We start from the raw sequence: 25,101 nt of genomic DNA, 5'->3' as shown, positions 1-25,101 counted from the left end.
CTTTCCGCAAGGATCCGCGCCTTCTCCTCGTCAGTCCAATTCCGCCGCTGGCGCCGACCGGTGATCACCTCGATCCGACGATACCTTCCCTCATGCCTGACTTCATCCATGGCTTCATCCATGACTTCAAGCATGGCATCAGCGCGATCTCCAACCATCCCGTTCCACTCCCGTCGATGAAGGAGCTTATCTCGCGGCCTCAATCACAAAAGGAAAGGTGGGATGTTCGTCGCGCTCACTGATCATCGCCAGTCAGCCCTGCGGTGAATGGAACAGGGTCTTCCAACTCGCCGCGGTACTGATACGCCGCGCATTGGCTGCAGTATCGGCTCTGGCACATGCACAGCGAGTGGCTCCGGTTCTAGTTCCAGAACTAGGCGCAGACATAGAAGCTCACTTCGGCTCACAACATGCGCTACCGATATCCGACCGCTAACCTCCTACGCCAGACGGGGTCTCCTTGCCGCTTACGGACATGCTGCTGGTGATCGCTGAACGTAGGAATTGGCCCTGAGGGCACTCCTGCTGTATTTCCTGTCCGCACCGTCCGAGATTTTCGCTAGTGCGCCCGCGCCAACCCACATCGATATGGCCCAATTTGTCTGTAACCGTCGTTCACTCGCTACCATCTAGTGAGTGAGGTCATGTTCGGCGGCGGATTGCCAGGACTAGCTGTACCGCAGGGAGTACTAATTTGGCCGGAAAGATACTGGCCGCTGTTGCAGGGCAGCATGTTCTCGTCGAGAAAATCACTTCCCCTTAGAGAGTTCTGGTAAGCTATAACTTCTTTCATCGACAGCGGCGCGGAAAATATCGTTGCTCCCTCAAAGCCGGGCAATGCCTGTATCGGCTCGATGGTCGGCGGGGTCTGTCCGGGCGCGCCGGCAGCGCCAATAAGCCACGGCCCGACCGTTCCGAAAGTGACGGAGTTCGGCCGGTCAGTCGGTGTGCCGGCGTCGAAAGGAAAATGTGGAAAGCCACTGTCAAGCACGGCCTCATCCCACTGATAAGCGGTAAACGCCAGAAAATAGGTATACGGCGCGAAACGGTCGATCCGAACTTTGCCGTCTGGTGTGAAGGTAAAGTAAATCCACTCGGTTCCAGAGAAGTCGCCTGTTGGTCCCAAGAGATTCATGTCCCACGGCTTCTGCCAATAAGCGGTTCGCGCCATCCTGCCTTCAAGGAAGCTTTTGGCAACAGACCACTTTTGCCCACTTGAACTGGGCTTGGCCCCCAAAGCAAATGATAAGTATGCGTCGTTGGAATTGGAACTCAATAGGGATAGGGCGCTACCGCCATTGGGAGTGGTATTGTCACGGGTCTTTTCGACCAAGAGGATTGTAAAACCCGTGGCCGGGCTGATCGAAGCGATCTCGCGTGTTTCGATTGATGAGCCTGGTGGAAAATTAAATGAAGTCTTGTTGGTGTAAAAGTCAAATACCTGCTTTGTATTATCGGGCACCGGATAATCGGCCTCTGCCGCAGAGTCGTGTATATACAGCTTTGGGTAGTCACCAAAAACAGGCACGACCTTGGGGGTGAGGGTCTGAGACACCTTTGCCGACGCGCTTTTAAGGCAGTCAGCCTGATCCGCGCATGGAGCAGCGTGGCTTGCGCCAGCAACAAGACATGCCATTATAAGGAATGATAGAGAGAATATCTTTCCAGTGTTCATTTGAAGATCCTCGTTGAAGCGCGGTCTTGCATTAGCGGCTCAGTTCGCTGGTGTTGCGGCGCCCGAACTCGCGCAGCATATCTCCAACCACGTCGGGCCAGTCAGTGGTGATCAGATTGGTGCGATTGACGACCGCCATTTCCGGATCTCCGCGATAGTCCGGAACGATGCCTCCTGGAGCGGTCGATGTGGGATCGGTGTTGTGCCCGAAGCAGCATTTTCCAGCGCTATTGGCGACACCCTCGGGATAGTAGTTACTTTCATGATAGGTGGCGAAGCCCTGTTTTTGATCGGCATAGTCGAAATATGCTTGAAGACCGTCACCTTTGTAGAATTGGTTCATTTCAAACTGAACGGGGAACGGCGCCACATTCCACTGATCATAGACTGTATCCTGGTGAGGATCATAGCTGGAATCCTTCACGTTATCGTCGTCCGGGTTTTCAACTATGATCAACCCACCAATCAAATCGGGATTGTAGGTGGTGCGGTTCAGAAACGTGCCAATATCAACCGCATCCTTGGCTTTCAGCTTGAATACCACAGCCTTGCTGAGCTGCGAATTTTTCTTGGCCGCGAGGATGTCAAGGCAACGTTGCGTGAGTTCGATCGGATCGGTGGGATCCTGATCGTCCACCGCCGCTTTCACGTCGACGATCATCACATAGCCATGCCCATCATCGGTGATATACTGAGCTAGCAGATCAAGCGCTGCAGAGAACGTTAGGAACTTCGCAACGCGCGCCTGCGGGTCCTTAAAGACGCGCCCATGACGGTCGCGTAGATTAGCGCCCTGTACTTGCGAATAGTTTTGATTGTACAGCAGGCCGCTTCCGGTGGATTCCCGCTCGATCCTGTAGTCGTGTGATAGAATGATTTCTTTGTCCGCTGTAGAGCGCGCATCGACTTCCACGGCCTCGATCTGTGAATTCCAGGCATCTTGCAAGGCGTATGCTGAATTCTCGGGATAGACCTCCCAAGATCCGCGATGCGCCGACACTAGAATCAAGTCCGAGTCGGATTTTGGCAATCTAAACATGTTCCTTGTGATGGCGCTGACGAGATAGGGTGAAGGTTTCACCGGAAGCAGGGTCTCTGCCCCGGCATGGGATGAGAAACACATGGCAAAAATTGAAGTGGAAATAAGTGACGTACGCATCTCTAATCCTTCCGGCAAAACGGTCTGCGAGCCGGTCGGAGATTCGCCACTGCCGTCCGCTCGTAAACAAACTCACCGACGCAAGTTGCGTGCCGGATTCGCGCACCGTATGCTCTGCGCCAATTCTCGGTGCCGGCGGCCGGATCCTGCGGATCCTTTTGTCGGGCTTCCAACATTTTTGTCCGGCCTCGGAGAAAGAGGTTTGGCGGAGACATTAGGCCTTGTCCCCGGCGAGCGATCGGCCGGAAGACAGCAAAGGGATTGGCATTACCAGAGCGGTCAATGGACGCCCGGGCATTAATGTCGACCGTGCCTGGAGGTATCGGCATTCGCCGCGGATCGGCAAGATATCGCCATGAGGTATCATCGGTTCGCGAGATTGCTTAGAAGGCGCAGACCCGCCTGTGGATCGAATGTCGAGCGCCCGCGGAAAGAAGTCGACGGTCGCGTGCACAGTGGTGGCGCGGGAACTCGCCGGCTGCATGTGGGCGATTGCAATGGGAATGTCCGTTCACCGCTTTGTGGTCGGCACGACCGACGCTCGCAGTAAGACAGGAACAGCCCGGACGCATAATCGGGAATGCTGTAGCCGACCCGCGTATCAGAGCTTAATCATCGACGTCATATCAGTTCTGCTTCCACCAATGCGCGAGCTATCCTTGTGGCGGTTCTGCCGAACGGGCGACTCGGCGCGCGTTGAAACGGACATCAGAGCGGGCAGTTAACGATCGTTGACCACGGTGAGCGGGTTTCCGGGAACGCCGTGCGGGCGATCGAAGCTCGAGGGCCCCGAGCGCGTCTCTCGGCCGCTACGTCAGGAGCGCCTACCAACGGGAAAGTCAAGACGTCCCATGTGGACGGTAGGCAGCTTTGGCATCATCGGCGGCATGCCCCCGCTTCTGATCTTGCCGCGCTTCCTGCCGTTCTCGGCGACAGTCACGTTGCGAGCCTTGTCATCGGTCGTGATCGCATCCGCGCCGGTTACATGATGCTCGGGCTACCATCTCTTTGAACTCACCGGTGGCGGGGAGATTCGGCGTGCCTGGAGAAGGCGAGGCAGGGGAAGAGATCAGAAATGTGCCGTGCCGCCGCCGGAGAAGGAGCAGTGACCGTCGCAGGCTCCGCCGAGCCGAGCTGGCCGGGCAACATCGGATCGAGGCGGAGCGGATCCTGGCGATGATTAGGTCACAAGCCAAGCGCGCATGAGACCTCGAAAACCTGCCGTTTTGCGAGGTCTCTGGCGGCTAGGAGTGACTTAGAGGTCCCGCTGCAGACGGACAAAGCCCGAGACGTAGTCGCGGTCGGTCGTGGCGGCTTCCTGGTTGTACTGAACCGAGATACGCGACGCCAAGCCTTCGGTGATCTTGTAGTCGATGCCGACGCCGGCGCTCCACTTGTCGAGGTCGTTGTCGAACTCAGCGCCATTCCTGAGGCTATCCCAGTACTGCACGCCGGGGGTGATCTTCAGCTTGTCGGTCGCCTTTTAAAGCATAGAACGCCGAAACCGTCCATTCCGAGGCGCTCCAATAGGTGTTCGGATCGGAAGCCCAGATGGCCGCGGCCTGAAGAGTGCCCGGGCCGAGCTCGGCCGAGATCAGAGCGCGGATCGCGCCTTCTTCAACTTCCGCGTCGTAACCGCCGAGCAGCTCGAACAAAACGCCGCCGACCGTCGCTGAGACGATCGCCTGGACACCGATGCCGTTTGCCTTGGTGGACCAGCCTTCAAGTTCGTCGAGAGCGATACCAGCCTGAAACGCGCCGCCATCATAAAGATAGGCGATCGAGTTGAATTCGGTGACATTGCCGATCGAATCGGTTTCGCCGTTCAGGCCCTTGTCCCACCAGCTGTAGAAGAAACCGGCCTTCAGACCGCCGAGCTGGATATAGGCCTCATCGACGTTGATCAGGCTGTCGCCGACATCGGTGTCATTGTCGGCGTTGAATTCACCGGCGAAGCAACCGGTAAGCGTGCCAAGTTCGGTATCGCTCTTGGCGCTAAAGCCGAGATAGGCGCGCGGGAAGGCGTCCCAGTCGGAGGTGCCTGCAGCACCCCAGCCTTGGCGCTTGTTGACCTCGTCAGGCCCGAACGAGACTGAAAGCGAACGTAGCCGCCGATCTTGAGGCAGGTTTCGGTGCCCGGGATGTAGAAGTAGTTTGGCCAGGTTGTGCGGCATGTTCGAGAACAGCTTCACCAGCGCCAAGTGCTGGTAGGCCTTTGCCAGCATCGGCATTGCTTCGGCTGCGGTCGCGCTCAGATCTCATTCTGCCTGTCGGAGTGTTTGATAGAGACCCTCCCGTTGTCTTCGGACAACCGCGTGGGCGGCAAGACGAACTCCTGCACATAGGGCCTGCCGGTCAGATCCTCGAAACTTCGCCGCAGTGATTGCTCAGGAATGTGGAAGGCTAGCCACGAGCTCCGAGGTTCGATCGCCATTCGGTTGCCGGCGCTCTGGCGGGCGCTGGCGACGTGGTTCGGCGGGATGAGCAACGTTTTGCGGGTTCGCCGGTCGGTGATTTCAATTTGCCCGGCCAGGACGAAAATGAAGCTGACCACGGGTGTGTAGCGCATGGCTAGCGCCTGCAGATCAACGGAGTGCTTAAGGCTTGTCAGCCAAGCAGACTGAAGTCCTTGCCTGCGGTACACGAGCGATGGATCGTCCGCCGTGTCGGAGGTGACCGTCCATCTCCAGTTCGGCTTGACAGATCCAAGCCTGGCGAGCATCGCGTCACGCGAATGGGCTTCGAAACTGTCTGGCTCTGGCGGATCGTCTGTACGGGATAGCGGCGCACAAAACAGCGCGGTGTTCCAGGCAAGAATCCGTAAGCCCCAATGATCGAGGAGTGCGAGCGAACCGCCGAGTTCGTCGTGTGGTCCTTCGGCCGATGCCATGTTCCAGTCCAGTACCGAAAGCAGCCCTCTATGTTGAGCGGTGCGCGGTCAAGAAAGACGGCGACGGAAGCAACAATCGCCGCCAGGGCAAGGAGATAGAGGACCAGCGGGCGCGAACATGAGGGGGTCGTTCCGGAGCGCATTCCTAGAGACGAAATGTGATGCATCCATTTGCATCCCGCCTCACCCCCATCGTTGCGAGGATTGCCATCCGCGATCTGTGGCTGCCGATCGTCGAAGCCCTGGCCCAAATCGACGACCGGCCAAAAACCACAACTGCTTATCCAAATTGCCGCGGTCTCTCCGGGAGGCTTAGCTGGGCCTTGGAGACTTCTGTGAGAGCTCCCGACGCCGCAATCACCGCCACTTTTCCGTTGGTCTCGGGAAGAATGGCTGAAGGCACATTCGCCGCCCGGCACAAGACGTGACCGGCGGCGCAATCCCAAACATTGGTGCCATGCTCGATGTAGCCCGCGAGCCGGCCGGCCGCGACCATTGCAAGCGCCGCGGCACAACTTCCCAGGCAAACGATATGCAAACCTTGCGCTTCGAGCGTCGCCTCGACCTCGAGCCGATGGGCGATCGGCCATGTCCGGTTGCGGCCAATGCCAAAGGCGACGGGCTGCGTCCCCACGAGGAGCGAAACAGACCCTGTCCCATGGACAGGGCCTTCCCCCGAAGCCCACAAGGCAGCATCCAGTGCTGGTAGGGCAACAGCGCCAAGCACCGGCTCATTGTCGCGGACATAGGCGATCGAGACCGCCCAGAACGGTATGCCCGACAAGAAATTCGCGCTACCATCGACGGGATCGATCAGCCAATGGTCACCTTGGGCATCGCCAGGCTGCTCCTCGCCGACAATAGCGTCGGCGGGGAACTTTGCATGAATGAGGCTGCGGGCGAGGCTTTCGGCGTCGCGATCGACGGCGCTGACGTAGTCGGCCTTCCCCTTTGTCTCGATGGCGATTTGCGCAAGATTGTGAGAGCGCGTCAGCGCGAATGCTGCAACCTCGGCGGTAACCTGCCGAAGCACGTCCAGCCGCGTTTCAAGATCGTGGTTCAATTTTCCACCTTGCCGCGCGCTGCTGCGATCATCTCTTCCAGCTGGACAGCGATTGTGTGCGCCCGTTGATAGTAGGAGGCCTCCGCCAGGACGTAGCGGTCCATCGGCGTCTCAAAGTTCAGCGGCGTGATGTAATCGGTCGCTGCAATGGCCCTGGTGATAGTGTTCCAGTCCAGCCTACCCTCGAAAGGCAGCAGATGGTCGTCCTTCGCCCCGAAATTGTCGTGAATATGGGTCGCCAGCAGTCGATCGCCATAGAGTTCCAGGACGGACACCCTGCCCGGCTCGATCAGTTCCCAATGACCGCTGTCGTAGCAAAGACCAATGAAGTTGGAATCATAGCGGTCAAACAGCCGGGCATAGAGTTTGTGGTAGTTTTCCGCGCTTGCCTTGACCAGCGTTTCGACGGCGATCTGCACGTTGCGCTCGACGCAGTAGGCTTGAACGTCGTCGAACGATCGGACCAGAGGCTCAAAGAATGATTGCTCGGTGTCAATGCTGCGGAACGTGTCGTCGGTGATGTCGACGTGAAGCACGACGTTCGGGGCGCCGAGGGCGGCGGCGAGGTCGATACGGTTCTTCAGGAGCTCGACGCCGCTTTGACGCTGCCACTCATGCGGGGAAAGGATGTTCTTGCGCGTCTCCATGGCAAAGGGCACCGGCCCGGCATGGGCGAGTTCGCTCACGGGGTTGACGCCGTTGCTGGCGTGAACGCTATGCGTTTTCAGGCCGGCATCAGTGACGATGCGGCGGGTGAAGTCAATTTCGGCATCTGCCAGCAAATAGGAACTGCCGGAATCGGGATTCCAGTTGATATGGGTAAAACCGGCTTCACGGATCAGCTCGAGTGAGTGGCGGATGCCCTCGTCGTACCAGCGTTCATGCTTGGGCCAATGCCAGACGGTGATGCAAGTATCCATCTCAAGTGTCCATTCAGAGGTTGCTTGTTTCGGGGGTGCGGCCGAGGCTGAGGCGCTCGGCGATGAGGATAATGGCCAGCGAGAAGGCCATGATCAGCGTCACGTAGATGAGACTGATGGCGGCCTGGTCGGCGTCGGCTGAAACCGCACCGTCGACGATGGCGATCGGCAGCGGCCTGTTGTTGACATTGTAAAGAAAGGCCGAGAGCGGATATTCGGCCATCAGGTTGTTGAACTTCATGCCGGCGACGAGGATGGCGGTCGGCGCCACGAGTGGCAGGACGACCCGGCGGAAACGATAAGGACCGGAGGCACCCATGGCGCGGGCCGCTTCTTCGAAGACCGGATCGATCCCGATGAAGGCCGAACGTATGAAGCGGACCATCAGCGGCAGGCTGAGGATCACGTAGCCGATCGGCAGGAGCCAATAGCTGCCGAGCAGGACTGCGTTGCCAACCAGCGGATTGGGTGCGTCGAAGGCGGCAATCAGCCCGACAGCGAGCAGGATGGTCGGAATGATCCAGGGCAGGAAGAAACTGGCATCGAGCGCCCGGGTCAGCCAGTTGCGCTTGCGCACCATGATCGGCACGGCAAAGAGCGTGACGGCAAGTCCAACGACGACCGCGCCCGCGCTCATGAATATCGAGTTGAAGAAGGCAACGAAAGCCGTGCCGCCGCCGAGCACCAGGGCGTAATTGGCGAGCGTTAAAGTGGAAGGCAGGATCTCCATGCCGATGCTCGAGGCAGGAGCGAAGGAGAACAGCACGATGAGCGCGACCGGGACCAGATAGATAGCTGCCATCAGATAGGCGAGCGCGTGAACGACGCTGCGCATGAGCGGATTGCGAATCGGCCGTAGCTGAATGCGGGTCGTCGCTTTCGCACCGGAGGTGTAGGCGCCCTTGCCCTCGAAATACTGCGAGAGCAGCAGGAGGCCCATGAGGACGACACCCATCAGGAGCGCCAGCAGTGCCGCCATATCAGGACGGCGCAGACTGTTCAGCGTCAGCACCATCTGGCTCAGCATGTGAAAATCGCGGCCACCTAGCACCTGCGGCGCGGCAAACGAGCCAACCGCCATATTGAGCGTGAGCAGCGTGACGGCAAGCACAGTCGGCATGATCACCGGCAGCACGACGCGACTCAAGATCATCATTTCCGAGGCTCCCATGCCGCGGGCCGCCTCGATCGTCGAATAGTCGACGCGGCGCATGGCGGCGCGCAGAAAAAGGAAATGGAAGCTGGTCATCAGGAAGGTGTGGGCGAAAAGAACGCCGAACCAGCCGATGAACCAGTCACGCGGGATAGAGGGGAAAAGGGCTGTGAGGGCGGCGGTAATGGCCCCGCCCGGGCCATAAGTGAAGTTATAGCCGGCAGCCGCAACGACGCCGCCGAACACCAATGGAGTGGAATAGGCGATTTTGAGAAAGCCGCGGCCCTTGACGCGGAAATATTCGAGCACCGCCACCTGAAACATCCCCACGATAGTGACGGTGGCGGTCGTCACCGCCGTCAGCCAGGCGGTATTCCAGAGTGCGGCGCGAACGCGGCGTGAGCGTGCCAGTTCCGCAATGGCATCGAGGATCGCCAGCCCGCCATGCCTGAACAGCGCAGCATGCAGGGCGGCAGCCATTGGAGCAAGAAGGAAGGTGAGAACGGCCCAGCCAATAGCGATCAAGCCGAACCAGTAGAGGAGGCGCTCGAGGCCAATGGTGCGGCTCATGACGTCGGCTCTGCAAATATATGCGCTGCACCGGGGCGAACAGCGAGCGAGACGGTGCTTCCCGGTTCTGGAAGCTCTTCGCCGATCAGCATCGCTGAGACGGCATGACCGTCAACGGCGAGATCGATGCGACTGTAGGCGCCGAGAAATTCGACGTGGTTCACCCGCGCCGGCAGGCCGTCGGGGACACCGAGCAACACGTCTTCGAGCCGGACGAAGCTACGGCCGTTGATGTCGCCGCCGAGCAGGCGGGACGCCAACGACGGCGCAAGCGCGTTGGAGACGCCTATGAATTCGCAGATGAACGGTGTCGCCGGCTTGCGATAAAGCGTGCGGCCGTCGCCGATTTGTTCGATCCTGCCGTGATTGAGAACCACGATGACGTCCGACATCGTCAGGGCGTCCTCCTGGTCGTGCGTGACGAAGATGGCGGTGAAACCGAGCTCCGTCTGCAGGCGCTTGATCTCTTGGCGCATTAATGCCCGTACCTTGGCGTCGAGATTCGACAGGGGTTCATCGAAGAGCAACACGCGCGATCCGGTGACGAGGGCGCGGGCGATTGCGACGCGCTGCTGTTGCCCGCCCGACATGTTCGCCGGTCTCTTGTCCAACTGATCGCTGATCCCGGCCATGGTGGCGACCTCGCGCACGCGCTTTTCAACCTCGGCATTCGACTTCTTCGCCACGCGGAGCGCAAAGCCGATGTTCTCGAACGCCGTCATCGTCGGAAACAGCGCGTAGTTCTGAAAGACGATGCCGACGTTCCGGCGCTCGGGCGGCAGGGTGGTGATATCGTGCCCTTCAAGGGCAATCCTCCCGCCCAAGGCCGGGAGGAACCCGGCAATGGTGCGCAGCACGGTGGATTTTCCGCTCCCCGACGGACCGAGGAGTGAGACAAACGTGCCACCGGCAACCTCGAGGTTCAGATTATGAACTACCGTCATGCCAGGGTAACCGACGTCGAGATTTTGCAGGGACAGAACGCGATCGGCCATGGTTAGACCTCCAATTCATATCGGTCTTGCCGCCGACTAGCGGATTTCAAGCTCGATCTTCTGCAGCCATCCATCGAGCTTGGGAGCGATTGCATCCCAATCGATCGGCTGCGGCTTCACGAGCTTGGCGTTCTCCTGTACGGCGACCGGCGATTTGGCCAAGGCCTCCGGCAAGAGGGGAACCTGACCGAATTTTTCGGCGTAAACGGCCATCACATCGGCCGATCCAAACCAGTCGACGAAGGCCTTGGCCTGCTCGAGCTGGTCGGTTCCTGCCATGATCGCCACGCCCTCGGAGATAACAGGCGTGCCGCCATCGGTCTCGACCACCTTGACCTTGGCGCCAAGGTCCTTGGCCAGCTTGAAGGTGCCGCCAAGCCAATTCAGGTCGATCGAGGCGCGGCCCGACTTGAACGCTTCGATCTGGGAATCCGCGTCGTTGACAACGACGGCACCTGCGTAGAGCTTGCTCAGGAAATCCCAGCCTTCATCGGACACCTCGCCACTGGTGTCGAGGAAGCGGACGAGGATACCGGCAAGATACATGCGCGTCGTCTGCCACGCGCTAGCGCCGATGACGTATTTGCCGGCGTATTGGTCCTTGGTCAGATCCAGCCAGCTTTTCGGGGCTTCGGCAACCGGCAGCTTGTCGGGGTAATAAGCAAGAACGATTGGCGTCTGCCAGAATTTATAGACCATGCCATCCATATCCTGGAATTGCGTCGGCAGGTCTTTTGCCCATGTGGGCGTGTAGGCCTGGAACAGGCCTTCTTTCTTCAACAAGGCCATCGACGTGTCCACCATGCCGAGAACCACGTCGGCCTGGGGGTTGTTCTTCTCGGCCAACAGGCGATCGAAGAGCTCGCCGCCGCCCGCATTCAGAAGCTTGATGTCGTGCCCCGCCGCCTTGGCCTGTTCGGCAATCCAGGCGGCGCGCTCGCCGCCTTGGGGGCTGTAGATGGTCAGCGCGTCGGCCAGTGCCGGAAAAGCCGTGGCCAGCGCGATCGCCGCGGATGCAACAAGGGTGGATAATCTCATGATGTTTCTCCCAGGTTTGGTGGACGCGCGCCCCTCTTACGTGGACTGTGTGTCACTTTAATTACATTGCGCAATTTAATATTCTTTGCAATAGCTCTTCCGAACCCATGGATCGATTTGCCAGGACTGCGAAATGCCCGCACTGCCCCAACTCTCCCTCAACGAACGACGGCTAGTCGAACTGATTTTCAAGAACAAGGGTGTGGCGCGCGTCGAGCTGGCGCAATTGTCTGGCATGACCGGGGCGTCGGTGACGCGCCTGATCGGCGGTCTGCTGGATCTCGGCCTGGTTTCGGAGGAGCCGGATCGAAGCGGCGCGCAAGGCCAGCCGCGTCGGTTGTTGCGGGTGCGGGCGAGCCGTTTCTATGCGGTGGGCGTCACATTCTCCCTCGCGCGCATGGAGGTCGTCATCATCAATCTTGGGGGATCCATCCTTGCAACCAGAACGGTGGACATCAAGACCGCCTGCCCGGAAGACGTGGCGAAAGCTGCACAAACAGCCACCGATGAAATGCTTGCTGACTTGGGCGTCCTAAAGAGTAGCCTGGTTGGCATTGGCATTTCCGTTCCTGGCAATTTTGGCACCGTCTCAAACCTGTTAAAGGCACATCCTTTCTTTCCTGCCTTCGAAGACGACCGGGCAGTTGAAGCGTTTCGCGATGCCTTCGACATTCCGTGCCATGTCGAGAACGATGGCACTGCAGCGGCGCTCGGCGAATACGTTTTTGCAACTGACCACGCCGGCGACGATCCGATGTTCTTCATTCACATCGGTCATGGCGTTGGCGGCGGCGCTGTTATCGACGGCAGACCCTATCGCGGCGCCAATGGCAATGCTTGCTTGCCGGGAGTGCTCTATCCCTACAATCAACCGCGTCCCTCCGGGCAGGATCTTCTGGAAACACTGATAGCGGCTGGCTTTGCTCTTCGCGATTTCCAGGACCTGAATGCGATCTCGCCAGAGGCAGATACCGTCGTGAACGACTGGGTCGCCCGCGCGGGAGCGCAGTTGCGGCAAGCCGTACGCATAGCCACCGGGTTTTTCGATCCCTTACTCATCGTGCTTGGCGGAAGATTGCCAACTGATCTAAACGAGCGCTTGGTCGACGCCATACTTGCAGAGCCTATTGAAGGCCCATCCAGAGGACTTGCGGTTGCGCCACTCAGAGCCTCGCAATTGGGACTGCGGGCTGGCGCTATCGGTGCGGGCTGCGTCCCCTTGTTTCATGCTTTTTTTTCGGGTGCTGTTGTTGACGGTGGCAGTGCCCATCTCAACGGTCGGCGACCGATGCTACGCTCGCCGATTGTATCGCGACCCTAAAGGCGGCTTCGGTGCTCGGTTGGCCTGCGCATTGAGTTGTCATAGCTCAGGCGCTCGTCCTCATGGACCACCGCCGCCGCATCGGGGGCGTGACGGACCTGCGCCTCGAACAGCTCGTGGATGCAGCGATCCGACGGATAAGGCGCCGCCGTCCGGTTCAGCTCCTCGAGCAGATGGCTGCGCTCGTCGGCCGGCAGGATGTCGATGCGGCCGAAGGGCTGCGGATTGGTCAACGCCGCATGCAGTAGATTTTCGAGGTGCTGTATAAGAGGGCAAAGCGTTGGTTTCCCGCTAAACAACGCTAAGCGAGATCAAATGTAAGCGTGGCGTGACGACCGCGGGATAGCGTTCGGTCTGAAATCGGATAGTGTCCACTGTGGATTTAAGTGGACACTATGATTGAGGAGACTAGTTCCACGGAAGGAGTTCGTCGATCCTGTTCGCGGGGTGGTCGGCGATGCGATTGATGATGTCGGCGAGATACGCGTGCGGGTTGATGCCGCCCATTTTGCAGGTCTCGACGATGGTGTAGATGACGGCGGCCCGCTCACCGCCGGCGTCTGAGCCGCTAAAAAGCATAATTCTTTCTTCCGAGAGCCATCTACCGAACATTCTGCCCATGTCGGGCGAGAAGTTGTCGTCCACTATCGTTGGCATCCCTATTTCGGTCGTCGTCTGCGGCTGCACTATCGCGAGAACCGTAAGAAGGGGCAGTTTGTCCACGTTGAGGTCATGCCCGGTGTTGTGACGGCGATCGCAGCCTGGATGCTCGATGCGGCGTGCTGTGCTGGCATGGAATTGGGGACCCTCGGGTCTCATTGCCGGCGCTTGTGGATCTGGATGACCTTTTACAGCGCCGCGGAATGCGGCGACCCTGTTCCGGCGAACCGAATCTCGTCGAGGAACCCCAAGATGCCCGATCCGCAATTTCGCCTTCAGCCGCTTCAGCGTCAGCTCCTGATCTCCTTCGAACCGCCGCGCCTTCTCGGCCTCCCAGCGAGCGACCGACGGCGGCTGGTGTCGAACCTTGCCACGCTTCTCATCGAGGCGGCCACTGGCATGAAGGAGGAGGAACGGAATGATGACGACCGTTGAGATCCTTCCTCCCACCATCCTGCAGCGGAAAGCCATTGTTTACGTGCGGCAGTCGAGCCCAGGTCAGGTCGAGAACAACCCCGAGAGCCGTCGCCGGCAATATGAGCTCGTTGACGTCGCACGCCATCGCGGCTTCCGCACCGTTGAGGTCATCGACGATGATCTCGGGCGATCGGCCAGTGGAATGGTTGCTCGTCCAGGATTTGAGAAGCTGGTGGCGGCATTATGTGCCGGTGAAGTCGGCGCTGTTCTTTGCTTCGATGCGTCACGCCTGGCACGCAATGGTCGCGACTGGCATCATCTTCTCGAGCTTTGCGGCCTTGTGGAAGCAAGGGTCATAGATTTGGATGGCGTCTACAATCCTTGCCTGCCAAACGATCGGTTGCTGCTCGGCATGAAGGGCAGCATCAGCGAATTCGAGCTGGGGATCATCCGTGCGCGCATGCTGGATGCCGCGCGTGCGAAGGCTAAACGAGGCGAGTTGAGGATCAGCGTGCCGATCGGCTATGTCTGGCATCGCGACTATGGTCTGGGTTTTGATCCTGATCTGCGCCTTCAGCAGGCTATTCGAACGATATTCGAACGGTTTCGTATACTTGGCAGCGCACGGCAGACACATCTGTCGCTGGCGGCAGAGGGCATGTTCTTTCCCCGCCCATCCGATGGCAAGCGCCTGACATCGTTCGAGTGGCAACCCGTTCGCTATCGCAATGTCATCGGCCTTCTGAAGAACCCATTTTATGCCGGGGCCCATGCCTACGGCAAAAGCGAGAAGCGGATCACCGTTGTCGACGGGCGCGCTCGCAAGACCTATGGCCACGGCAAAGCCTTCGACGATTGGGAGGTGCTGATCCGCGAACACCACGAAGGATACATCGATTGGGCGGTGTTTGAGCGCAATCAGGCGTCACTGGCATGCAATGCATACGGCCGTAGCGGTGGCCAGAAGTCTGGCCGCGGAGGCCGGGCCCTGCTATCCGGGATGCTCACCTGCGGTCGATGCGGTCGTGGCCTCGCCGTTGTGTATGTGGGTCTCACGCTCGGTGAACTCGTGCGCAATCCGACAAAACTGTCGGCTTTGCCGATTTGACGACACCAGCCTTCTTAAACCGGTTTGTTAGCATATTGGTTTAAACGCGCAAAAGAAGCGTAAAAGTCATTCTTCAGCGCCGTCACGCAAATTGGCATGAACTTTGAAATCTTCTGTTGAGAGGCGGCGGGCTGCTTGCCGGGAGCGGACACGGCCAGATCTCGGCCGGTCTAGGTCGAAACGCTTGCCGCCGTGCGCAAGGTCTGGCCCGAGAACAAGCCGCTTGCCCGAGCATCGGGGTCGTCGAGTTCGACGGCTGCGATGAGGAGGCGCATCAGGACTCGATCGCGCTCGCATGCCGACTGAAACAGGAAGGCCTGGACATGGTGGACGTAAGCATTGGCTTCTCTACGCATAACGCTGGCATCCCATGGGGGCCGGCCTTGATGGTCAATCTTCGCAGGTGTCCGCGAGCAGGCCAGCCTGCCTACCTCCACCAGCTGGCACATCAAAGAGCCGGAGCCGACGGACAAAATGCTCCGCGACGAAAAGATCGACCTGTCATGATCGGCCGTCCGCTGCTTGAGGACCCGCACCGGCACTACGCCGCCGCACCCAAGCTCGGCCTCGACCGAGCCGGCTGGCCGCTGCCCATCCCTATGCCAATTGGCTCGACCGCTACCGCACGGCGTGAATTGGTTACCATCAAGCGTCGACGGAAGCGGCTTTGTCGGCAGGATTTGGGTCGAGGCCAGAAGTCTGAATGCACCCCGCCTCCTCGTTCGCGAACATGGCTGAAGACTCCTTAAGCGAGATCACAAGATGACCGAAGAGGAAGCGAAGTGCTCCCACAATCAGTCGCATCACCCGCCAAAGTCGCGATACAACTCAATCAACCAAGTAAGCTCAACCATGAACAATAAAATATCGGGATATCTTTATGTCTTGTTGGCCGTGATACTTTTCGCGGGCCGGGATGGTTTTTCAAAGTTGCTTGGTGAGACGTATCCACCGATCATCGTGACCATGATGCGCCTTTGGGCGCTTGCGGTGTTTGTGACGGTTCTTGCAGCATCCTCTCCAGTAGGCCTGCGAGGCGCGTTATTCACGCAACGACCAATTCTGCAGGCACTCCGAGGTGTTCTCCTGATGAGCCAGATCGTGGTGGTCATCTTCGCCTTCACGACTGCTGGGCTGGCAATAAGTCAGGCGATACTTGGAGCTACACCTCTGATAGTTACCATACTGTCGGTGCCAATACTCGGCGAAAAGGTCGGTCTGCGTCATGGCATTCCTGTAGTCATTGGCATGCTGGGCGTTCTAGTGCTTCTAAACCCTGTGAGCGTTCATTTCGATATGCGCCTGCTGCTTCCCATAGCTGCTAGTCTTATTTACGCCGTGTATTCCATCGCCACGCGTGCGGTCAGCCAGGACGACTCCGTCGTGACAAGCGTATTGTATGCAGGGGTCCCGGGAGCTGTGGCCATAACGTTTGTCGGGCCATTCTATTGGACACCGATACATATGGCCGATTGGCCCGCAATGACCGCGCTCTGTGTTTGCGGGGCGCTCAGCCAATATTTTCTCGTCAAGGCTTATGGACTGCTCAGTGCCGCTGAGGTTCAGCCTCTCACATACCTCCAACTCGTTTTGAGCGGTGCTGTTGCGACGGTCTTTTTTGGAGAGACTGTAACGTGGAACATGGTAGCCGGCGCACTGATCGTGTCCGGAGCCGGTCTGTTTACTTTTTGGAGGGAATACCGGCTGGCAGTGCGACGAGCGAAGTCGGTTTGAAACGATGCCAAATTGTAGCGAATAACGCGGTCTAGACCACGTAACCTCGCTGCCAGGAACTGTGGGGCAGCGGGTCTAGATCAGGTCGGCATCCAAGGGTGAAAGTTTGCTGCTATGGATGGAGCTAAGCTCTATACCTCCGCTAAGTGCCGAGCCGCTCAATGAGCAGCACGCCACGACCTTCTGGAAATCCTTGACGATCGCTACGGACGCCGCTCGACGATCATTACGAGCCAGCCACCTGTATAGCCCTGGCACGAGATCATCGGCAATCCAACTTACGCCGATGCCATTCTCGATCGGCTGGTTCATAACGCACATCTCACCGATTTAACTGGCGAGAGCTTACGGCGAAATGAGCGCCGAAAATCTTGACTCCGGATACCGATGAACTGACAACAATCACAGCCAGCAGCACCCCAGCCTCAAGGGGGCGAGATCATCCCGCAATCCGAGGGCGCAATCATCTCGGAACAAAGGGGCGGCTTCATCGGGTTCGGCAATCTGTTCGCAATGGCGGCATAGCGTCATCGTGATCCGCCCGTCACGGCATATCCGACACCTCCCGTCGTCTTTGTCGCTTGTACGACACAGACTTGTTTAGCGATCGCTACGTTTGCGTCAGACCTTACCGCTGAAAAACAACGATAAAGAGTTTTGGTCGGCTCAATCAGTCAAAGTGGCACGAACCTTGAACCTCCCGTCTGGCGGCGATTTATTTTGGCGCCCCGCATTCATGTCGCGGGTAACCGCAATTAATGGACCGAGGGAAGAAAACAAACATGGCAGGTCTGCGTCAGCTCACGCGCTACGGAAGGGGGGCCATCGGCAAGCCCATCACCTTCCCGAATTCAGTAGCCGGCCTCGTCGCCGTCGCACAAGATCCTCATTGTAACCTGCGACGCAAAGCAGACTTTCGTGTGATCTTGAACTCACACGTTCAGGAGATGGTCCTGCACCTCGCCGCACGAGTTCGCACAAACGGCCGAGTGTGAAGAGGGAGAGGATGAGCGATTAGCCGTTTTGAGCCCGATCGCGGCGTTTCAATTTCTTGCGATCCCGCTGGTTCAGAAGGTCATGCATTTTCCCTCTCGCCTTGGGATCGCCTCATACTCGAGGCAGGCGGGTCCGGTTGCCAGGGCCTCTGAAACTCCCCGCTGGGCGAAAAACTGTTGAAACAGTCAGCCAACACGAGCGCATCGACGAGAGAACACATGAAAGAACTCGATAGAATCAGGACAACACTCAGGACTAGTCAACAGAGAACGTTCCCGCGGCAGATCCGGGAGTTCGGGCTGGATCTGATCGTGCGAGAAGGCGTTTTTCCTCCTGAAGATTTCAAAAGTTGGCGTTGGTTTAGCGAGAACTTCCCTCCCTTCGCCACAAAGACGATTTTGGAAATTGGCTGCGGTTTCGGTCTCCCGGGTCTTTTGCTGGCCAAGACTGGGGCGCTGTCGTTGCTAGCCTGCGATATCAATCCGAGCGCAGTCGCGAACACTTTGGAGAATGCCGCAAGAAACGGTATTGACAATGTCGAGGTCATCGAAAGCGATATCTTCAGTAACATTCCTCCTGAGAGGAAGTTCGACATAATTTTTTGGAACCACCCTTGGAACCTCGCTCCAGAAAATTTCGAATTTACCGATGACCTCGAGCGTGGAGCATTTGATCCCGGCTACAGGCAGCTCGAGAGATTTCTTTCGGAAGGCCGAGCATTTCTTACAGAAGGAGGCAAAATCCTTCTAGGATTCAGCACTGATGCCCGTGACGACCTTCTCGAGCGAATCATAGCTGCGAATGATCTTAAATCGGTAATTGTGAGGGAGGGGACGTACCCCAACGTTAACTTGACTTATAAGCTGTTCTCAGTGCGCCATAGCGCGACAGCATATGGATTGCGACCTTCGATGTACCGCTCCAGCTGCTTTCAGGAGGTTGCCCATTCGCTTCCAGCCGGAAAAGCTCAGGTTATCGAACCCTCAGTGATTCTCGGCGGCCCGAATGGACATACATAAGAATGCTCGCCTCACGCGCGCAGTCGAGCCGCAATCGCACACCGCGTCGTGGTCGGAGGACAGCGACCGACGGTCGTGACCGCGGCGTTCGAGGTCTGCGTGAAGAGGTTCGCCTCCACGAATACGACAGGCCGGGCGAGCTCATCCATATCAACATCAAGAAACTCGCAATTTCAACCGAACCGGCTACCGCAATCGCACTCGGCAGAGCAACAGCCGAGGCATCGGTTGGGAATACGTATCTGGCCATTGACGGCCACCCACGCCTGGCCCTTTCGGAAATCTTCCCCGACGAGACGCGGGCCAAGATGGAACGGCATTGGCCCGGGCAAACGGGCGGGACGCAGCGGCTACGACATTCGCCACTTCAAGACGAATCTCAACAAACCCCAGTACACCAGACCCCGCGCGCACTTGCGGTTGTATCAAGCTCTACCGAACGGCAAGCGGGCCGGATAGCATGCTGTCGTTGGTGCGTGATTGCCAGCGATGATCCGCGCGAACGGTGCGCTTTACGTCTTCCGAGCCAAACGGCCACCGCGTGCTAATGCTTTACCATTAAGCTGTTCGCGCTCTGCAAACCTGACTGAGATGAAGGCATGGCTGGAGGAACTGGTGACCTGGCAGCTTGGGAGGTCTCGCGGCAAACCTCAATCAGATCGACAAGGGTGGTAAACCTTCGCGAGAAAGAACCATCTTCCCGAACATTCTCGGTCCCGGTCGATCCGCTACGAGATTTCGGCCCATAGGGGAGGGCGAGGCGTCCCCGTCCTTGACGCTCATGCAGGTCCAAGCGACCGACCGGACGGGATCAGTTTGCGATTGAAATGGTCGGCGTCTACGGGGCGCAAGAGTTTTCGCGGTGGTGGCCCATTAACATCGCGGTGTCCTGGACAGGGTTTGACCTATGACTTCATCAAAGCCCTGAGAAGCTCTTCATGCCTGCCCTGACATTGTTCGGCGGTCCGCGAGATATCGCAACGCAAAGCCTCCTGCTCCGCGAGTGGTTTGGTTCGCTTGATGACATTGAACGGGCTACCACGGCTACCAGCATAGACGGCTTGCTGATCCTGGCCGAAGGGATGAACTTATTTCGAGATAATGTCGCCGGACGAAAAAACGATCACCGCTTTTCTGTAACCCTGCGAAACCTTCTGGTGGTCAATCGTCAGTACCTGCAGTCGGACCGCTGCGGCGCCGACCGGCAGTCCTCGGCTGAGGGCCCCCGCTGAAAACCACTTTCACCGGCTCTTTTGGCAACGGATCGGGTTGGCAAGCTCCAGACGCCGCCGCGGATGCACATCACAGTAAAACCGGCAGGAGAGTAAACGAATGTCAGATTCAGCCGGCGCCCCAAAACAATTTACGCAGCAAGCCTCGATATGTTTATTGTCGACCGATCGCAGGATCATTAGCTGCGAGCTCTCGCGGCCAATCATCCCCGCGACCGCTCAAAAGCTCCTATCATGGAACGTTTTGCATTTCTGACGTCGCTCACGACGGCCCAGCCCATCGCCAGTTGAAGCAATGCCGCCTCGGCAAGGAAGTCTGTCCATGAATGAGTAAGGCTCCTGAAAACGCGATCCCGAGTCGTCGAAAACGAGATGATGAAAAGCCGATTTGGCGGCTCCCTGGCCTGAAGGCGTCAGGACAATGGCGGAGGCGGAAAGGTATTTGCAAAAGCTTTGCACGCTGCTCGCCAAAGCCGAAACAGCAGCATTCTCGCGTTTTAACTGCCAGCGACAAGTCTCATCTTGATTGATTGATGCGTCGTCTCACCCTAATCGGCGCTGCGGCCACGATTTATCTCGACCGAACCGTTGAAGATTTCGCGCCGGCGACCAGCACCTCCGGTATGCTCCGGCCCCAACACCGCACCGCTTCGTTGGGCGCACATCAGCTTCAACGGCGATTATGTCTGGCCACCGAGCCTCTCCATGCCCTCCCTTCCGTCCGCTCCGGAAGCCGCGGTCGCGTTCCCTTAAAGCGGCTTAGCGTAAAATTCCGGGAAGACTCTGCGATGCCCCCTCCTGAAGCTGTGAGATAAATCCGGTTTGCGCCCGCCACAAGCAAGCGTAAGCACCATCTGCTGTCAGCAGATCAGCATGCCTTCCCTCCGCAACAACCCGTCCCTTGTCCAAGACCACGATCTTGTCGGCGAAACGAATGGTGCTCAGTCGATGGGCGATGACGACGATGGTCTTACCGGCTCGCCGCAGATCCTCTACCACCCGCAGGACGGACGTCTCGGCAATGGAGTCGAGTGAGGAGGTCGCCTCATCTAGGATTAGGATCTCCGGATCCCGGTACAGAGCCCGAGCCAACGCAAGGCGCTGCTTCTCGCCGCCGGAGAGACATACGCCGTGCTCGCCCAGATAGGTTTGCAAGCCGCCGGGCCACCGCTCGATTGACTCCCGTAGCCCTATTTGATCGCAGATTTGCAGGATCTTCTCAAAGTCCGGCTCGAACTCGCCAAGCGCAATGTTCTCGATCACTGAGCCCGAGAACACGTCGACCGATTGCGGCACCGCAGCGACAATCTTGCGCAGGGATACGGTCGAGAGATCCCGGAGGGCATGGGGACCGATGCGGATGCGTCCACCCTCAAGCGGATAGACATTTTGTAGCAGCGCCGCAAGGGTGCTCTTGCCCGACCCACTTTCCCCCACCACGGCCGTCATCTCACTCTTGCGGAAGGTGACGCTGAGATTGTGGAAAAGCGCCGGCTGCGCGCCATGGCGGAACGTAACGTTCTCTAGGCGGATATCGCCAAGCGTGGAGGTGGTGGCATCGATTCCACCGTCGCTTGCCGGCTCCAGTTCGAAGATCTCGAACAGGCGATCCGCCGCGATAAATGCATCCTGAACGATCCGGTTGGCCTGAATCAGGCTTGCAACCGGCCGGGTGACATAGCCGAACAAAGTATAGCAGGACAATAACTCGCCAGGTGTGACGGATTGATCGAGGGCAAGCGTCGTTCCGAACCACATCAGCACGATGGTGAATAGGTTCGAGAGGAAAGTGGAGGCGCTATCTCCGAAGATCGAGATAAGGCCGGAGCTGTAGACGGAATGTAGCATTTTGACGAAGCGGGTCTCCATCTTCAGGTTGGCGAAGCTCTCCATGCCGGAGGTCTTGATCGTGGAGACAGCTCCGAGGGATTCCACCAACTGCGCCTCCAGATCGGCTGCATTTTCCATGATGGCGCGCTGGCGCTTCCTGTTAAGCCGATCAATTGTCCAATAGAGTAAGAGGTATAATGGGATAGAGATCGCCACCACCAAGGCGATCTTCCACGAGTAGACGAACATCAGTCCGAACGAGAACAATATCACTAGCAGGTTAACGAACATGGTGATCAAGACGTCGTTCAGGAAGCTCCTGATCTTCACGGCGTCGTTCATGCGGGAGACGATTTCGCCTATGCGCATGCCGTCAAAGAACTTCTGAGGCAGGCGTAGGATGTGATTGTAGTAGCCGAGGATCAAGGAGGCATCGATTTTCTGTCCCGTTTGCAGGACGAGCCGGTTTCTGAGGAGATTGATCAGGATCTGCGCCACCAGGATCAGCAGCATGGCGACGCTCATCAGGTTGAGCAGGTTGTGGTTGCCCGCTGTGATCACATGGTCAACGATCTTCTGAACGTAGATGGCCGTCGAGAGGCCGAGGATCGTCGTCACCAGCGCCCCGACGAGAGCCTGCGCCATCACTGCCCTGTGTGGAGCAAGCAGACGGGCGAAATGGGCAAGCGGCGAGGTGGTCTCGTCGCGGCGCTTGAAGGTGTCTGCCGGAACCAGGAGCACCAGGACGCCAGTCCATTGCGCCTTGAATTCCTCGTGCGACAGTCTGCGGATTTCGCCATAGGCTGGGTCCATCACGGTGACCCACCTCGCGTCGATCGACTGGATCACTACAAAGTGGTGCAGGACCTCCTTGACAATCACATGCGCGATAGCGGGCTTCGGGATCTTGTAAAGGCTGTCGAAGCCGCCCTTCACCCCCTTGGCGATGAAGCCCAGTTTCTGAGCCGCTTCCGTGAGGCCCAGTACGTTTGTGCCGGAGCGGTCGGTTGAGGCATACTGGCGAATGCGCGACAATGGCAGCTCGTAGCCATAGAAGGCTGCGACGGAAGCAAGACTGGCGGCCCCGCAATCCGTGACGTCACGTTGCTTGAACTTGATGACCTTGCTTGGCATGGCAGCTCGCTGACTATTGCGAAAATGGATGATTAGCGGCCCGCCAGGAGCGGATTGAGCCAATCGTCGACGTCATTGTAGAGGAGTTGCAGGAGAGTGCGGTCGGCCACGAGGAAGCGAGCCCGGACGATCATGCCTTTCTTCAGGTGGCCGATGACGCCATTCTTGAGCGCGAGATCGCTGCGGGAGAGCGCGCAGCCTACCTTGAAGACCGGCTTCCCGTCGGCAAGGGTGAAGTCCTGCGCCACGTTGACCACTGTTGCCTCGATGACACCCCATTGATTGTAATTGAAGGCATCCACTTGGAGCCGCACCGACTGGCCCGGCCGCACAAAGCCGATGTCGTTGGGGGAGACGTAGATTTCCGCCACCAATTTTCCGTCCGGCGAGATCGAAGCGACGGTTTGCCCCGCCTGCACGTAGCTGCCGGGGGCGAGGCCGGAGAATTGCTCAAGAGCGCCCGACACCGGAGCTCGAATGCGGGTCAGATCCCGTTCATGCTCAAGTTGATGCAAGGTGGCCTTGAGTTCCTTGAGGCGCAGGTTAGTGTCGAAGAGCTGCTGGTTCCATTCGGCGGATTTGCGCCGCACAAGGATCTCGCCCTGAACCTCAATGTCCTGGAGGGCGAAAGCCTTCTCCTCGATGGCCTTTTGAGGCGCCGCAGCAACAGAGACCAGGCGCTTAGCGCGCGCGAGTTCCGCCGCGGCATGACTGCGGGCATATTGGTTTTCCCGCAACAGGTTGAGAAAATGCGCCCGCTCTGCGGTGGCTGACTCGGTCAGCAGGCGGATTGGGTCCTTTGCATGTGTGCTTGAGATCAGGCTTTCGAGGTCACCGGCAAGATCGCTCTTCGCTCGTATGTCGGCCGTAAGCGCCCCGAGCTTTTCTTCAACCACCTCATCGTCAATGGAGAGAACCTCCTGCCCCTGGGCAACGAGATCGTTCTCAACCGCAAAGATATTCGAGATGCGCCCGGACACGGGCGCGATGAGGGGCGTTTTTTCGATGGTAGGGCGAATGGTTCCGGCACTCTGGACAGAGACTGTTACGGTGATGAGTGGCAGCGATACCAATGTCGCGACCACAGCGAGTACTATGATCTTATAGATGAGCAGAGATCGTCCTGTTCGTCGGGAGAGGATGCTCTCTGCTGTGTAGGCGGCTATTTCAGGAGGAAGTAAGATATTGTTCATAATTGAGTTAGTCACGCGTCCAGTATTTAAGCCGAGTTGCGGCTTCTATATAAATAAATGTCGATCCGTATTATATCTTGAGCGGACGTATAGGGGGCTCGCGCCCCCTATGTTCTTTTGCAATAATCAGCGCTGCTGCCAAATGTCCCAGTCTTGACAAGGGGGCGGCGGGCAGTCGGGCAGCGTAATAGGCACACAACATTCTCCTCCCGAAATTGCAGCTGCTTCTTCAGGAGTTAGTTCGGTGACACTATAGGCTGACATATTGGTCTTCATTGTTGTCTCCTTTTTTAGCGCGGCAGCGCTTGCCGTCGCGCCATGATCGAGATTCAAGAGTCGTGCCAATTGCGCGGCAAGAGCTTCAAAAGGACTGTTTTGCATATTGTTCAACGACTTCGCTGGGAATGCGGCGGCACGCCCGGCCGAACATTGCCGTGTCGTGGAATCGACAAATCCGACAAGTCCGCCGGAGACGAATAGATGGTGCAATGAAAATGAGTGCCAATCCACATTGGCACCCGAGTCATACGCGGCCGGTCGCGAGGCGCCCTGACGCGAAGACCGCGATGCGTGTAGGCTAGGCATTCGGCCGCGAAAGTGACGCTCTTCGGGTATCGACGCTCTTCTTGTGTCGGAAGGCAATATGAGCTGGCCGACGGTTCTTGCGAACTTGGTCAGAGCGTGGCAACCTGCTAGGCACTTAGGCGTCTGTCGTCGCTGGATATCATAGGTTCGCCGCCTCTGCCCTGAAAAGGTGTTCGGCGGGAAATCAGGTCGCCCCATAGGATGAAGGTATTGTGGCCCGCGGAGTGCCTGGACAGAAAGCACTCATTCGATTCGGGTGACTTGCAGCCTGTCGTCGCACCATCTGATGGGAGTTTTCCGCCCTGTTGTTCTAGAGCACGTCCACTTTAATCCGGGTCATATCCTGCTGCTGCGAAGTAGTTCGCACACTCTTGCGGCTCGAAGAGCTTGACGATGTCGCCAACGGTGT

Annotated in this window: 20 protein-coding genes and 5 pseudogenes; 8 read left to right on the top strand and 17 right to left on the bottom strand. The window is 58.1% G+C overall.

What is annotated here, in order from left to right; translation table 11 throughout:
• The 11 genes and pseudogenes from QN219_RS32030 to QN219_RS31980 all read right to left on the bottom strand — a co-directional run.
• Positions 1-158: pseudogene (locus QN219_RS32030) on the bottom strand (IS66 family insertion sequence element accessory protein TnpB); the annotation flags it as partial.
• Between the two features lie 464 nt (positions 159-622).
• Positions 623-1,675: a hypothetical protein gene (locus QN219_RS32025; RefSeq protein ID WP_283979932.1), complete on the bottom strand. Its 1,053-nt coding sequence runs from the start codon at positions 1,673-1,675 to the stop codon at positions 623-625.
• Between the two features lie 31 nt (positions 1,676-1,706).
• Positions 1,707-2,834, bottom strand: coding sequence for a glycerophosphodiester phosphodiesterase family protein (locus QN219_RS32020; protein ID WP_284004439.1), 1,128 nt, complete (start codon positions 2,832-2,834; stop codon positions 1,707-1,709).
• Positions 2,835-4,089: 1,255 nt separating this feature from the next.
• Entirely contained in the window at positions 4,090-4,284 is a 195-nt protein-coding gene (locus QN219_RS32015) for a porin (RefSeq protein ID WP_284004438.1), read from the bottom strand.
• A complete protein-coding gene (locus tag QN219_RS32010) occupies positions 4,268-5,065 on the bottom strand; it encodes a porin (RefSeq protein WP_284004437.1) in 798 nt (265 codons plus the stop codon). The genes QN219_RS32015 and QN219_RS32010 overlap by 17 nt, the downstream gene beginning before the upstream one ends.
• Positions 5,066-5,085: 20 nt before the next feature.
• The gene (locus tag QN219_RS32005; RefSeq protein WP_284004436.1) at positions 5,086-5,724 is read right to left on the bottom strand and encodes a hypothetical protein; all 639 of its coding nucleotides are present in this window, start codon (positions 5,722-5,724) and stop codon (positions 5,086-5,088) included.
• Positions 5,725-6,004: 280 nt separating this feature from the next.
• On the bottom strand, positions 6,005-6,787 hold the full coding sequence (locus QN219_RS32000) for an inositol monophosphatase family protein (RefSeq protein ID WP_283979935.1): 783 nt from the start codon (positions 6,785-6,787) through the stop codon (positions 6,005-6,007).
• Positions 6,784-7,707 carry a sugar phosphate isomerase/epimerase family protein gene (locus tag QN219_RS31995; protein ID WP_283979936.1) on the bottom strand — a complete coding sequence of 308 codons (924 nt, stop codon included), beginning with the start codon at positions 7,705-7,707 and terminating at the stop codon, positions 6,784-6,786. Before QN219_RS31995 ends, QN219_RS32000 begins: the two co-directional genes overlap by 4 nt.
• Positions 7,708-7,720: 13 nt before the next feature.
• Positions 7,721-9,430, bottom strand: coding sequence for an ABC transporter permease subunit (locus QN219_RS31990; protein WP_284004435.1), 1,710 nt, complete (start codon positions 9,428-9,430; stop codon positions 7,721-7,723).
• Positions 9,427-10,425, bottom strand: coding sequence for an ABC transporter ATP-binding protein (locus tag QN219_RS31985; RefSeq protein ID WP_283979938.1), 999 nt, complete (start codon positions 10,423-10,425; stop codon positions 9,427-9,429). Before QN219_RS31985 ends, QN219_RS31990 begins: the two co-directional genes overlap by 4 nt.
• A 36-nt stretch (positions 10,426-10,461) precedes the next feature.
• The gene (locus QN219_RS31980) at positions 10,462-11,463 is read right to left on the bottom strand and encodes an extracellular solute-binding protein (protein ID WP_284004434.1); all 1,002 of its coding nucleotides are present in this window, start codon (positions 11,461-11,463) and stop codon (positions 10,462-10,464) included.
• A 133-nt stretch (positions 11,464-11,596) separates the two neighbouring features.
• On the opposite strand from QN219_RS31980, the gene QN219_RS31975 reads away from it, so the two are divergent.
• Complete coding sequence (locus tag QN219_RS31975) at positions 11,597-12,784, top strand: ROK family protein (protein WP_283979940.1); 1,188 nt, start codon at positions 11,597-11,599, stop codon at positions 12,782-12,784.
• Here the strand turns inward: QN219_RS31975 and QN219_RS31970 are convergent.
• A complete protein-coding gene (locus QN219_RS31970) occupies positions 12,781-13,017 on the bottom strand; it encodes a hypothetical protein (RefSeq protein WP_283979941.1) in 237 nt (78 codons plus the stop codon). The genes QN219_RS31975 and QN219_RS31970 overlap by 4 nt on opposite strands.
• Before the next feature lie 175 nt (positions 13,018-13,192).
• Positions 13,193-13,385 (bottom strand): annotated as a pseudogene (locus tag QN219_RS31965) (transposase domain-containing protein); the annotation flags it as partial.
• A gap of 311 nt (positions 13,386-13,696) precedes the next feature.
• On the opposite strand from QN219_RS31965, the gene QN219_RS31960 reads away from it, so the two are divergent.
• On the top strand, positions 13,697-13,879 hold the full coding sequence (locus QN219_RS31960; protein ID WP_283979942.1) for a hypothetical protein: 183 nt from the start codon (positions 13,697-13,699) through the stop codon (positions 13,877-13,879).
• Positions 13,866-14,912: pseudogene (locus QN219_RS31955) on the top strand (recombinase family protein); the annotation flags it as partial. The gene QN219_RS31960 and the pseudogene QN219_RS31955, both read left to right, overlap by 14 nt.
• Before the next feature lie 227 nt (positions 14,913-15,139).
• Here QN219_RS31955 and QN219_RS31950 read toward each other — a convergent pair.
• Positions 15,140-15,325: a hypothetical protein gene (locus QN219_RS31950; RefSeq protein WP_283979943.1), complete on the bottom strand. Its 186-nt coding sequence runs from the start codon at positions 15,323-15,325 to the stop codon at positions 15,140-15,142.
• Positions 15,326-15,731: 406 nt separating this feature from the next.
• Here QN219_RS31950 and QN219_RS31945 point away from each other — a divergent pair, with 406 nt between their 5' ends.
• The 5 genes and pseudogenes from QN219_RS31945 to QN219_RS31925 all read left to right on the top strand — a co-directional run bounded on the left by QN219_RS31945 (position 15,732) and on the right by QN219_RS31925 (position 19,950).
• Positions 15,732-16,703, top strand: coding sequence for a DMT family transporter (locus QN219_RS31945; protein ID WP_309486654.1), 972 nt, complete (start codon positions 15,732-15,734; stop codon positions 16,701-16,703).
• Positions 16,704-16,854: 151 nt separating this feature from the next.
• Positions 16,855-17,078 (top strand): annotated as a pseudogene (locus tag QN219_RS31940) (ATP-binding protein); the annotation flags it as partial.
• An 839-nt stretch (positions 17,079-17,917) separates the two neighbouring features.
• Positions 17,918-18,718 carry a class I SAM-dependent methyltransferase gene (locus QN219_RS31935; RefSeq protein WP_284004433.1) on the top strand — a complete coding sequence of 267 codons (801 nt, stop codon included), beginning with the start codon at positions 17,918-17,920 and terminating at the stop codon, positions 18,716-18,718.
• A 119-nt stretch (positions 18,719-18,837) separates the two neighbouring features.
• A pseudogene (locus QN219_RS31930) lies at positions 18,838-19,023 on the top strand (IS481 family transposase); the annotation flags it as partial.
• Between the two features lie 633 nt (positions 19,024-19,656).
• Positions 19,657-19,950 (top strand): hypothetical protein, encoded by a 294-nt coding sequence (locus QN219_RS31925; RefSeq protein ID WP_283979945.1) that lies wholly within the window; start codon positions 19,657-19,659, stop codon positions 19,948-19,950.
• 759 nt (positions 19,951-20,709) lie between these two features.
• On the opposite strand, the gene QN219_RS31920 is transcribed toward QN219_RS31925, so the two are convergent.
• From QN219_RS31920 to QN219_RS31910, 3 genes are all read right to left on the bottom strand, one after another.
• Complete coding sequence (locus QN219_RS31920) at positions 20,710-22,914, bottom strand: peptidase domain-containing ABC transporter (RefSeq protein ID WP_283979946.1); 2,205 nt, start codon at positions 22,912-22,914, stop codon at positions 20,710-20,712.
• 32 nt (positions 22,915-22,946) lie between these two features.
• Positions 22,947-24,029, bottom strand: coding sequence for an HlyD family efflux transporter periplasmic adaptor subunit (locus QN219_RS31915; protein ID WP_283979950.1), 1,083 nt, complete (start codon positions 24,027-24,029; stop codon positions 22,947-22,949).
• Positions 24,030-24,233: 204 nt separating this feature from the next.
• Positions 24,234-24,497, bottom strand: a complete 264-nt coding sequence (locus QN219_RS31910) for a hypothetical protein (RefSeq protein ID WP_284004432.1) — start codon at positions 24,495-24,497, stop codon at positions 24,234-24,236.
• Positions 24,498-25,101: the final 604 nt, after the last annotated feature.

The organism is Sinorhizobium sp. 8-89 (assembly GCF_030124325.1).
GTDB lineage: Bacteria > Pseudomonadota > Alphaproteobacteria > Rhizobiales > Rhizobiaceae > Sinorhizobium.
This window is presented reverse-complemented; position numbering and strand designations above follow the sequence as displayed.